The sequence below is a fragment of the Caballeronia sp. GAWG2-1 genome, assembly GCF_023631405.1.
Taxonomy (GTDB): domain Bacteria; phylum Pseudomonadota; class Gammaproteobacteria; order Burkholderiales; family Burkholderiaceae; genus Caballeronia.
On record NZ_JALQDD010000040.1, the window covers coordinates 79,837 to 91,777 of the forward strand.

Below are 11,941 nucleotides of genomic sequence, written 5' to 3' on the forward strand. Positions count from 1 at the left end.
ATGCTAAACCTCGCTCTCGGTTGCCTGACTTCGTTTTGTCTGACTCTTTGGATCGTGCGTTATGCGAGTCATGCGGGATCGCATTTACTCGACACCGACCTCAATGGAGTGCAGAAGAATCATGCGGTCCCCGTGCCACGCGTGGGCGGTGCGGCCATCGTCGGCGGAACGGCAATCACGTTCATGATGGGCGGCCTATTCGGTGCGAATCCACGAGGCGAGTCGATGCTGTTGTTGGCGTGCGCCGCTTTACCGTTCCTGGCCGGCTGTCTCGAAGACCTGACCAAGCATGTAAGCCCGCGTGCGCGTCTGCTCGCGGCCATGGCAGGGTCGATCGGTGGCGTCTATGCGTTGCATGCGGTATTGGTTCGCGTGGATCTGCCGGTGGTCGATCACGGGCTTCAACTCATGCCGCTTGCGGTCGGCCTCACCGTGCTGACCGTGTCGGGGCTCACGAACGCAATCAATCTCATTGACGGCATGAATGGCCTCGCATCGGTCTCGTCCATCCTGATCTTCGCTTCGATAGGTTTCGTCGCGCATCAAGTCGGCGACTGGCTGGTCATGAGCGTCGCGTTGACCATGATCGGCACCATCCTTGGCTTCGTCGTATGGAATTATCCAGGCGCCCACATTTTCCTGGGCGATGGCGGTGCATACTTTATCGGCTTCGTCATGGCCGAATTGCTCGTGCTGCTGATCGCGCGGCATCCTTCCGTGTCGGCGTGGTATGCGGCGGTCGTCGCCATCTATCCGCTCTTCGAAACCGTGTTCTCGATCTATCGCCGCAAGTTCGTGCGCGGCCGACCTGTGAGCGAACCAGATGGCGTGCACCTTCACACGCTCATCTACAAGCGCATTGCACTCAAAGGATCGGACTATAGCGATGTGCGTCAGCGCGCGCGCCGCAATGGCCGCACATCGCCTTATCTGTGGGTGTTGTGCGCGGTGGGCGTCGCGCCCGCAACGGTGTTCTGGGACCGGCCGCTTGCGCTTTTCGTCACCGGCGCGATGTTCATCGCGGTCTACGTATGGTTCTATGCAAGCATCGTGCGTTTCAGGACGCCGCGTTTTCTCACCGCGCATTCGTCGATTGCTCCGACCGCCTCCGAAACCCGCCGTTGATCACGCAGGCTCGGCGGCAGGCAAGCTTGTTTGATCGACCAATCGCGTGGCCGCCAGCTCGCTAAGCTCCTCCATGTTGAGCGAAGCGAAGCCGTGGCGTTCGCGCAGCAGAACATAGTGCTCGGCAATGCGCTCAAGAAACGCGATGTTCTGCGCGGTATTGCGGCCGAAGTTATGCGGATGCCACCAGAGGTGATAAAGGCGCTTGTTGAGCGCCGCATCGGTCATGGCATTTTTTATTCGTCCAAGGCGCAAGCCATCGAGCATTGCCCATTTGCTTGAATAAGGCCTAAGAAAACTGCTTGCCGGAAAATTGAAAGGAGCGCTTTCGAAGCATGATTCGAGCGCATGGGTATTGTGTCCGGACACGTTCATATAAGCATCGAGCAAACGCGTTGCGCGGCGCAGATAGCCTTGCCCTGCCTTGTCGGAGGCCGCATAAGCGTGACCGCCTTGTGTTCCGCGATAACACACGATGCCATGCCGCGCGAGCGCCGCAAGGTAGTCTTCATTGCACTGGTTGCGCGGAAATACGATGCTCTTCAACCGCAAGCCTGCGCGCCTGGCAACCTCCGTGGCGCATTCGATATCCGCTTCGAATTCGTGCAAGCCCTGACCTTGTTCTAGACAGTAGTAATGCGAATAGGTGTGCGTGCCGATAGCCTGACCAGGCTGCTGCGCAATGCGTTCGACGAGTTCGGGCGCGAAGTGATAAAGCGGATCGAGCGCCTGGCCTGCATCGATATATTCATAAGGGGAAATGCCTGCGCGCACGTAATTCGGCCGCAGGGAAGGCGGCGGTAAAGCCGCGCGAAGTTCATCCGCATTGCGATGAAAAAGAAAGCCTACCGTGGCCCATGTCGCATGAATGCCGTTTGCGGCAAAGACATCGAGCATGCGCGGAATGGCCTCGCGCACGCCGCGCAAGTTCGCACCATAGCTCTCGATGGTACGCGTCTCGCGCACGCCCCAGAGCAATTCGAAGTCAAGCGAGACCGTGAACACCCCATGGTCGAATGTCATGAAGCGGCTTTTCGTCGTGGAAGAGAAATGAATCAGGCGAACGATGCTTGATGCATGCGCATGTTCGCTGATTTCCCCGCCGACGATGGTGGGCTACCGCACTTAGACGAAGCGGGCCATCGACGATGGCCCGCTTGACGTTCTCACTCTAGTCCCGCTTGATTAACGCCTACTCTTCGATCTTCGAAATCGCCGAAGTAGCCGGGTCATAACGATAGCCCTTCTGCGCAAGCTGCTGGACCATCTTGTCGCCGATCACCCTTTGCTGCGCTTCACGCAACACGAGTTCATGGTCCGGCTTGAGCCGTTCGAGTTCCAGCGCAAGCCGGCGCATGAGCGCGACTTCGCCGGTGCTGCGTGCATCGATAAAGAGCAGTTTCTCGTTCGCGCCGTCGAGCCGCTGCTTCAGGTCCTTGGCATAACTGACCCATTCTTCGGCCTGCGTGCGCAGCTTGTCGTAGGCCTTCGTATGATCCTTGGCTTGTGTCGTGATCTGCCGTTGCAAAGCGGCGATCTCGCCTTCCACCGCGACGCCGCGTGCCTCGAGTTCCATGCGCTGCGAGGCGTGAGTGCTTCTTGCATCGGCTTCGCGTTGTTCCTGTTCGGCCAAACGCTCCTGCAGCAATGCCGCCTGCTGCTCGGCATTCTCCGCGCGCTCGCGAGCAGCGGCGGCATCTTGCGCGCGCTGGGCGGCGTCGGCGCTTGCCGCGTCCTTTTGCTCGTTCAACGCGCTGATCTGCGAACGCGCCGCTTCGAGTTCTCGTGCGACACGCTGAAGCTCGCCGGACTGCGCCGTGGCTTCATCGTGCTTGGCCGCGTGAGCCTGTTGCAACTCGTTTAGCGCACCGCGTGCCGCGTCGAGTTCGACTTCGAGTTCCGCGATACGCGCAAAACGCTCGTTCGCTTGCTGCTCGACCGCCGCCACGCGTTCGGCGGTAACGCCCGCTTCATGCGCGTAGCGTTGCGCTTCATCGGATTTCGCCTGACTTTCATGCTGCAGCGCCTCGGCTCTTTGACGCGCCTCGTCGCGTTGTCGAACGAGGCTGCCAATCTCGTCGTCCTTGCTCGCGACATGCGCGCTTAGCGCTTCATGCGCCTGCCGCACGTCGTCGCGCTCGCTCACGAAGCGCGCGATCTCCTCGTCCTTTTGCGAGACGGCCGCGTGCAAGGCATCGTTGTGCTCCTGGACGATGCGCGCGATCTCCTCGTGCTTGCCGACTGTCGCCGCGTTCAACGCGTCGTCCCGTTCGCGGACGATTCGCGCAATCTCGTCGTCCTTCGCCGCGACGGATGCCGTGAGCGCCTCATGCGCATGGCGCGCTTCGTCCCGCTCCCGCGCAATTCGGGCGAGCTCGTCATCCTTATCCGATATCGACGCGGCCAACGCTTCCTGCGAACGCTGCGCTTCCTCGAAGGAGGCGATCGCCGCTGCAAGCCTGCCCTGCTCCATCGATTCCCGCTGCGTCAGTTCCTCGACGCGCCGTTCGGCGGTCTCGGCGCGGGCGCTCACATCGGCAAGCGCACTGCGCAGATGTTCGACCGTCTGTTCCGAAGCCTGTAACGCCTGCGCCAGATTGTTGCGCTGCTGGCGCTCGCGGCCGGCTTCCTCGTCGGCCTGCTGGAAACCGGCGAGCGCTTCGTCGCGTTCCGCGAGCGTGGCCGTAAGCCGCTGATCCAACGTGCGTAATTGCGGTTGGAAGCGTTGCCCGGCCTGTTGATGCGCGCCCGCCCAAAGCTGATGCGCCGCGTTCAGAAGCGTCTCGGCGACGCCTTGCGGCAAGCTCGCTTCGTCGTCGACGGGTGTGGGCGCGGCTTGCGGCTCCTGTGCCGCTTTCCAGCGCTGCAACGCGTTTGCCACCTCGATGATGGAGCCGCTGCGGATTTCGTTCCAGACGGTCAATGGCGACAACTCGCGGCCTTCTCCGCTCAACCGTTGCGCGATCGATGCGACCTGTTGATCCGTAATGGTGCTTGACTCTGACATGTGCCCCTCAACACTGTATTTGCCTGATAAAACATCGACTGGCGTAACGTTACTACGTTCGCCGCGAGATCCGTCATTTTCCGTGCACGGCGCGGTGCCTGCCATCGCGCGAAGCCGCGCTCGCGGCGCAGCAGGATCGTCCTAGCCCGGGTCGTTCGTGGCTGTCAAAGTAGCATGCGTCCCCGTCCCTGGAGTGCGCCGTGTCCGTTGCCGAAATACGCTCAACCATTCTGTACCGACCCTTCGAAGCCCGCGACATCGACGCCGCGCATGCGCTGTCGGTCCAAGTGAAATGGCCGCACCGCGCCGACGACTGGCGCTTCGTTCTCGACGCTGGCGCCGGCTTCGTCGCGCAGGAAGGCGAGCGCGTGGTCGGCACAGCCCTCTACTGGAAGTTCGGCGAGGATGCCGGCTCGCTCGGCATGGTCATCGTCGCGCCCGACCGGCAAGGGCACGGCATCGGGCGAAAGCTGATGGAACTGCTGCTCGATGCGCTCGGCTCCCGCGTCACCCTCCTGCACGCGACGCCCGCCGGACAGCCGCTCTACGACAAGCTCGGTTTCGAGCCAATCGGCACCTTGCATCAACATCAATCGGCCGATTTTCGCGCACCCGCCATTTTGCTGCAGGCCGGTGAAAGCCTGCGTCCGCTCGAATCCGCCGATACGCCGCGTCTCGCCGAACTGGCATCGCGCGCGGCCGGTGTGGATCGCGGCGCGATTCTGCAGCAACTGCTCGGCGTGGCGCAAGGCGTCGCGCTGGAATCCGGCGGCGAGATCGTCGGCTTCGCGCTGATGCGGCCATTCGGGCGCGGCCACGCCATCGGTCCGGTCATCGCCACGGGCGAAGGTCAGGAACGGTTGCAGCGCGCGCAGGCGCTGGTTGCGCATTGGCTTGCCGCCAACGAAGGCGCCTTTACCCGCATGGATACGCCGGGCGACAGCGGCCTCACGCCGTGGCTCGAAGAACTGGGACTCAGGCAGGTCGATGCGGTCGTCAAGATGGCGCGCAATGGTGCGCCGCGGCCGGACGCGTCGGTGGGCCAGTTCGGCATCGTCAATCAGGCAGTGGGTTGAATACGATGGCTCTTCTCTATAAGGCCGACCCCGAGCGCGGCAGACAGTGGGCGCAGCTTTTCGCCAGCAAGGCGCCCGAGACACCGTTTCGCCTGTGGCCGGATATCGGCGATGCCGCGTCCATCCGCTATCTGGCCGCATGGCAACCGCCCGCTGACCTCACGCGCGCGCTGCCGAATCTCGAAGTGATCTTTTCGGTGGGCGCGGGCATCGACCAGTTCGATCTGTCCGCCGTGCCGTCCAGCATCGCCGTAGTGCGGATGGTCGAGCCGGGCATCGTCGAGGGCATGGTCGAATACGTGACGCAGGCGGTGCTCACCGTGCATCGCGATCTCTTCGACTACGCGGCGCAGCAACGCGAACGCGTATGGCGTGCAATGCCGGTGCGCGCGGCATCCACGCGGCGTGTCGGCGTGCTGGGCCTCGGCATGCTCGGCACGGCCGTGCTGAAACAGTTGCACCGTTTCGGCTTTGCGTGCGCGGGCTGGAGCCGCTCGGCGCATGAACTGGAAGGCATCGAATGTCATGCGGGTGTCGAGTCGCTCGATGCCTTCCTCGCCCGCACCGATGTGCTCGTGTGCCTCTTGCCGCTCACCGATTCCACGCGCGGCCTGCTGAATAAGCGCGTGTTCGCCGCGCTGCCGCCAGGCGCGTCGTTCATCAACGTCGGGCGCGGTCCGCAAGTGAATCAGGACGATTTGCTCGATGCGCTCGATAGCGGCCATCTGCACGCCGCCATTCTCGATGTCACCGATCCCGAGCCTTTGCCCGACACGCATCCGTTCTGGACGCATCCGCGCGTGCGTCTGACGCCGCATATCGCGAGCGCGACGCGGCCGGAAACAGCGGTGGACGTGGTGCTCGACAATTTGCGCCGGCATCGCGAAGGGCAGCCGATGATCGGTCAGATAGACCGCAGCCGGGGCTACTGAGGCGCCTCAGCACAAAATGCTGCGCACGCCCCGCAAAACGCCGCATATTTGCTTTTCCGCGATTTATTTGGCGATGCGCCCGACGGCGCTCCCCCGATAGTATGGAACGGTCCAGCTTACTTCCGAGAAGAGCCCGCTCATGTCGAATCAATCCAAGCAAGCCCTGGTCGAATCCGACCGCAAACATCTGATTCACCCAGTCGCAAGCTACCGCGCCCATGAAGCGCGCGGCGTCACCGTGCTCGATTCGGCGGACGGCGTCTTCTTGCGCGATATCGAAGGCAAGGAACTGCTAGACGCGTTCTCCGGCCTCTGGTGCGTGAACACGGGCTATGGTCATGCGAGCATCGTCGAGGCGGCCTCGAAACAGATGGCGCGTCTGCCTTACGCCACCGGCTACTTCCACTTCGGCTCCGAACCGGCTATCGAACTGGCCGAAAAGCTGGTCGATCTCGCGCCGGCATCGCTTACGCATGTGTACTTCACGCTCGGCGGCTCGGATGCGGTCGATTCCGCGCTGCGCTTCATCACGCACTACTACAACGCGACCGGCCGTCCGGCGAAGAAGCACTTCATCGCGCTGGAACGCGGCTATCACGGATCGTCGTCGGTTGGTGCGGGGCTGACCGCGCTGCCCGCGTTCCATCGCAACTTCGATCTGCCGCTCGCGACGCAGCATCACATTCCCTCGCCGTATGCGTATCGCAACGACTACGCGGACGACAACGCGCTCATCACCGCGTCGGTGGCGGCGCTGCGGGCCAAGGTGGAAGCGCTCGGCGCGGAGAACGTCGCCGCATTCTTCTGCGAGCCCATTCAAGGTTCGGGCGGCGTGATCGTGCCGCCTGTCGGCTGGCTCAAGGCCATGCGCGAAGCATGCCGCCAACTGGACATCCTCTTCGTCGCCGATGAAGTCATCACCGGCTTCGGGCGCACCGGCCCGCTCTTCGCGTGCGAAGGCGAAGGCGTGGAACCGGACTTGATGACGGTCGCCAAGGGCCTGACGGCAGGTTACGCGCCGATGGGCGCCGTCCTCATGTCCGATGCCGTCTATCAAGGCATCGCGTCGGGTACGAACAATGGCGTGGCCGTGGGTCACGGTCACACTTATTCGGCGCATCCGGTGAGCGCGGCGATCGGTCTCGAAGTCATGCGGCTTTATCACGAAGGCGGACTGCTCGCAAACGGCCAGGCGCGGGCGCCGCGCTTTGCCGAAGGGCTCGATTCGCTGCTTGCGCATCCGCTCGTCGGACATTCGCGGCATCGCGGTCTGCTCGGCGCGCTCGAACTCGTAGCCGACAAAGAGACCAAGCGCGGCTTCGACGCCTCGCTCAAACTGCCGGACCGCATCGCCGCTGCCGCCTACGGCAATGGCCTCGTGTTCCGCGCGTTCGGCGACAACATCCTCGGCTTTGCACCGGCGTTGTGCTACACGGAAGCCAATTTCGACATGATGTTCGAGCGTCTCACGAAGACACTCGACGACGTCCTCGCACAAGCGGAAGTGCGCGCGGCGCTGGGCGGCGCGGCAGGCGGTGCAACGGGATTTAATCGTCGCGTGGCTGCGTGATACCATCGACCGACTTCTCCGACATGTCCCGCCCCGCCTCCCACGATGAGCACCGACTGCAAGCTGGACCGAATCGACCTGCGCATCCTCTCGCAATTGCAAAAGCGCGGACGCATCACCAATGTCGAACTCGCCGATGCAGTCGGCTTATCGCCAAGCCCTTGCCTGATTCGCGTGAAGCGTCTGGAAAAGGCGGGCTATATCGTGGGCTACGGCGCGCAGATTCAATTGGAGAAGCTCGGCGACATTCAGGTGGTCTTCACCGAAGTCACGCTGGCGGATCACCGGCGCGAAGACTTCATCAAGTTCGTGAATGCGGTGAAAGACGTGGACGAGATCGTCGAATGTCATCTGGCGAGCGGCGGCTACGACTATCTGCTGAAGTTCGTCACGCGCAGCGTGAGCCATTATCAAAACATCGTCGAAGGGCTGCTGGAGCGGGATATCGGCATCGAGAAGTACTTCAGCTACGTCATCATCAAGACGGCGTTCGCGAAAACGCATTACCCGCTCGAAACGCTCTTCTCGCCAAGCCAGCACTGACCACCGCAGCGCGCATTCACGCGCGTTGTTATCCTTGTTTCCTGTATTGAAGCTTCGAACGCTCGCGCCGCAGGCGGGTCGGCGCACGACCCTCGCGCGCGTGGTTCCTGACTAAACGAAAGCGGAGATCCTCATGTCCAGCAAATATCGTATTGCGGTTATTCCCGGCGATGGCATCGGCAAGGAAGTGATGCCCGAAGCCATTCGCGTGCTCGATGCCGTGAGCAAGCGCTTTGACATTGCGCTCGAATACAAACATATCGAATGGGCGAGCTGCGATTACTACGCGGCGCACGGCCAGATGATGCCCGACGACTGGAAGGCGCAACTGCAGGACACGGACGCCATTCTGTTCGGCGCGGTGGGCTGGCCGCAGACCGTGCCCGATCATATTTCGCTGTGGGGTTCGCTGCTCAAGTTTCGCCGCGAGTTCGACCAGTACATCAACCTGCGTCCCGCGCGTCTTTTTGAAGGCGTGCCCTCGCCGCTCGCGAATCGCAAGGCGGGCGACATCGACTTCATGATCGTGCGTGAAAACACCGAAGGCGAGTATTCGTCTGTCGGCGGCGCGATGTTCGAGGGCACGGAACGCGAGTTCGTCTCGCAGACCTCCATCTTCACGCGCAAGGGCGCGGAGCGCGTGCTGAAGTTCGCGTTCGATCTCGCGCAACGCCGCGAAAAGACCATCACGGTGGCGACCAAGAGCAACGGTATCTCGATCAGCATGCCGTGGTGGGATGCGCGTGCCGCGGAGATCGCGGAGCAGTATCCGGACGTCAAGTGGGACAAGCAGCATATCGACATTCTGTGCGCGCGCTTCGTCTTGAGCCCGGATCGCTTCGATGTGGTCGTCGCCACCAATCTCTTCGGCGACATTCTTTCGGACCTCGGGCCGGCGTGCACCGGAACCATCGGCATCGCGCCTTCGGCCAACATGAATCCGGAGCGCAACTTCCCGTCGCTGTTCGAGCCGGTGCATGGATCGGCGCCCGATATCGCGGGCAAGGGCGTTGCGAACCCGATCGCCATGATCTGGTCGGCCGCGATGATGCTCGACTTCCTCGGCAACGGCACGGGCAAGGAGCGCGAGGCCCACGACGCGATCCTCGCCGCCATCGAGGCAACGCTCAAGGAAGGCCCGCACACCGGCGACCTGGGCGGGAAGGCGAACACGACGCAAGTCGGGCAAGCCGTCGCGCAACGTCTGCTTTAAAGGAGCCACCATGAGCCTTACATTAAGCGATCTGATCCGCGCCGATAATTTCATCGATGGCAAATGGGTGGCGGCCGCCGACGGCAAGCGCTTTGCCGTGACGAACCCGGCGACGGGCGAAGTCATCGTCGAAGTAGCCGACAGCGGCGCCGCCGATGCCCGCGCCGCCACCGATGCCGCCGCGCGCGCGTTTCCCGCTTGGCGTGACACGCTGCCGAAGGATCGCGCGGCGGTGCTGCACCGCTGGCACGCGCTGATCGTCGAGAATGCCGACGCGCTCGGCGAACTCATCTCGCTCGAACAAGGCAAGCCGCTTGCCGAAGGTCGCGGCGAAGTGCTGTACGGCGCGTCTTATGTGGCGTGGTTCGCCGACGAAGCCACGCGCATTTACGGCGACATCATTCCGCAACAGCAGCGCGGCAAGCGCATGAGCGCGGTGAAGGAGCCGGTGGGAATCGTCGCGGCCATCACGCCGTGGAACTTTCCGCTCGCGATGATTGCGCGCAAGATCGCGCCCGCGCTCGCGGCGGGCTGCACGGTCGTCGGCAAGCCAGCCGAAGACACGCCGCTGACCGCGCTTGCGCTCGTCATGCTCGCGCACGAGGCGGGCGTGCCGGCGGGCGCGTTGAATCTCATCAGTTCGTCGCGGGAGAGCGCGGTGCCCGCGGTCGCCGACTGGCTTCAGGACAGCCGCGTACGCAAAATCACCTTCACGGGTTCGACTCCTGTCGGCAAGTATCTCGCGCGCGAGTCGGCGGATACGCTGAAGAAGCTCTCGCTCGAACTCGGCGGCAATGCGCCTTTCATCGTGTTCGATGACGCCGATCTCGACGCGGCGGTGACCGGCCTGATGGCCTCGAAATTCCGTAACGGCGGACAGACCTGCGTGTGTCCGAATCGCGTGTTCGTTCAGTCCGGCGTGTACGAGCGCTTCGCGGACTTGCTCGGTAACCGCGTCGCTGCATTGAAGGTTGCGCCCGCGACCGACCCGAAAGCGCAGATCGGCCCGATGATCAACTCGCGCGCGGTCGACAAGATCGCCCGCCATGTCGATGACGCCGTCGCGCGCGGCGCACGCGTGCTCGCGGGCGGCAAGCGGCTCACGGAACTCGGGGCGAACTACTACGCGCCAACCGTGCTCGCCGATGCCACGCCCGACATGCAACTGAGCTGCGAGGAAACCTTCGGTCCTGTCGTGCCGCTCTTTCGTTTCGACGACGAAGCCGAAGGCATTCGCGCCGCCAACGACACGCCCTTCGGCCTCGCATCGTACTTCTACAGCCAGGACGTGAAGCGCATCGACCGCGTGGCGCGTGCGCTCGAAGCGGGCATCGTCGGCATCAACGAAGGCGCGCTCGCGAGCGAAGCCGCGCCTTTCGGCGGCGTGAAGGAATCGGGCTACGGCCGCGAAGGCTCGAAGTACGGCCTCGACGACTATCTGTCGATCAAATATCTCTGTCAGGGCGGTCTCGAATGAACGCGACGGCTTATCCCATTCAGGTCACGTTTCCCGACATCGGCGCGCATGAGGCCGGCAACACCGGCATCCCTTATGTGCATACCTTCGATTCGGGCGTGGCCGGTCCTCACGTGATGATCAACGCGCTCACGCACGGCAACGAAGTGTGCGGCGCGATTGCAGTCGATGAACTCCTGCGCGCGAAAGTGCGCCCGCGGCGCGGCAAGCTCACGCTCGCGTTTGCGAATGTCGATGCCTATCGACGCTTCGATGCCGCGAAGCCGGATGCCTCGCGCTTCGTCGATCAGGACTTCAACCGCGTGTGGACCGCGCAGACGCTCGACGACACCTCGCGCGATTCGAGCGAACTGCGCCGCGCCCGCGCGATGCGTCCGGTCATCGACACGGTGGATCTGCTGCTCGACCTGCATTCGATGCACGAGAAGAGCGCGCCGCTGATCGTCGCGGGACCGCTCGATAAAGGCATTGCGCTGTCGGCGCAACTCGGCACGCCCGCGACCGTGATCTGCGACGAAGGCCATCCGGAAGGCCGCCGCATGCGCGATTACGAAGGCTTTGGCGATCCGGCCAGCGAGAAGAACGCGCTACTGATCGAATGCGGACAGCACTGGGAAGCAAGCGCGGTGGACGTGGCGCGCGACGTCACAGCGCGCTTCCTCCACCTTGCCGACGTGCTCGATGAGGCCGATCTCCCCATTGGATGGATCAAGCCGTCACCGCCGGAAATGCTGATCGTGCGCGTGACGGAACCGGTCGTGGCAAAGAGCCTCGACTTCCGTTTCGCCGATGCCTACACCGGACTCGAAGTCTTTCCGGAAGCCGGTAGCGTGATCGGCTGGTCCGAAGGCGAAGCGGTCCGCACGCCCTATGCCGATTGCATGCTCGTCATGCCTTCGCTGCGCCAATTGCGCGCGGGCGTGACGGTGGTGAGGCTTGGGAAGATAGAACAGCGTATCGCTGCATCGCAATAACATTCGATCGACAAGACACGACCA

General features: G+C 63.0%; 10 protein-coding genes. 8 read left to right on the forward strand and 2 right to left on the reverse strand.

Annotation, left to right across the window (positions count from 1 at the left end; all coding sequences use genetic code 11):
* A complete protein-coding gene (locus NCR98_RS27335; RefSeq protein ID WP_250494127.1) occupies positions 1–1,125 on the forward strand; it encodes an MraY family glycosyltransferase in 1,125 nt (374 codons plus the stop codon).
* On the opposite strand, the gene NCR98_RS27340 is transcribed toward NCR98_RS27335, so the two are convergent.
* Both NCR98_RS27340 and NCR98_RS27345 read right to left on the reverse strand, forming a co-directional pair.
* Entirely contained in the window at positions 1,126–2,148 is a 1,023-nt protein-coding gene (locus tag NCR98_RS27340; protein ID WP_250527912.1) for a polysaccharide deacetylase family protein, read from the reverse strand.
* A gap of 169 nt (positions 2,149–2,317) precedes the next feature.
* Positions 2,318–4,132: a DNA-binding protein gene (locus NCR98_RS27345; RefSeq protein ID WP_244830139.1), complete on the reverse strand. Its 1,815-nt coding sequence runs from the start codon at positions 4,130–4,132 to the stop codon at positions 2,318–2,320.
* A 200-nt stretch (positions 4,133–4,332) separates the two neighbouring features.
* On the opposite strand from NCR98_RS27345, the gene NCR98_RS27350 reads away from it, so the two are divergent.
* The 7 genes from NCR98_RS27350 (at position 4,333) to NCR98_RS27380 (ending at position 11,917) form a co-directional block, all read left to right on the forward strand.
* Positions 4,333–5,208 (forward strand): GNAT family N-acetyltransferase, encoded by an 876-nt coding sequence (locus tag NCR98_RS27350; RefSeq protein ID WP_250527913.1) that lies wholly within the window; start codon positions 4,333–4,335, stop codon positions 5,206–5,208.
* Between the two features lie 5 nt (positions 5,209–5,213).
* A complete protein-coding gene (locus NCR98_RS27355; RefSeq protein ID WP_250494130.1) occupies positions 5,214–6,140 on the forward strand; it encodes a 2-hydroxyacid dehydrogenase in 927 nt (308 codons plus the stop codon).
* 139 nt (positions 6,141–6,279) lie between these two features.
* Positions 6,280–7,710, forward strand: a complete 1,431-nt coding sequence (locus NCR98_RS27360; RefSeq protein WP_250468427.1) for an aspartate aminotransferase family protein — start codon at positions 6,280–6,282, stop codon at positions 7,708–7,710.
* 45 nt (positions 7,711–7,755) lie between these two features.
* Complete coding sequence (locus tag NCR98_RS27365) at positions 7,756–8,253, forward strand: Lrp/AsnC family transcriptional regulator (protein WP_244830135.1); 498 nt, start codon at positions 7,756–7,758, stop codon at positions 8,251–8,253.
* A gap of 133 nt (positions 8,254–8,386) precedes the next feature.
* Positions 8,387–9,466 carry a tartrate dehydrogenase gene (locus NCR98_RS27370; RefSeq protein ID WP_244830134.1) on the forward strand — a complete coding sequence of 360 codons (1,080 nt, stop codon included), beginning with the start codon at positions 8,387–8,389 and terminating at the stop codon, positions 9,464–9,466.
* A gap of 10 nt (positions 9,467–9,476) precedes the next feature.
* Positions 9,477–10,943, forward strand: coding sequence for an NAD-dependent succinate-semialdehyde dehydrogenase (locus tag NCR98_RS27375; protein WP_250527914.1), 1,467 nt, complete (start codon positions 9,477–9,479; stop codon positions 10,941–10,943).
* Positions 10,940–11,917 carry a M14 family metallopeptidase gene (locus NCR98_RS27380; protein WP_250527915.1) on the forward strand — a complete coding sequence of 326 codons (978 nt, stop codon included), beginning with the start codon at positions 10,940–10,942 and terminating at the stop codon, positions 11,915–11,917. Before NCR98_RS27375 ends, NCR98_RS27380 begins: the two co-directional genes overlap by 4 nt.
* Positions 11,918–11,941: the final 24 nt, after the last annotated feature.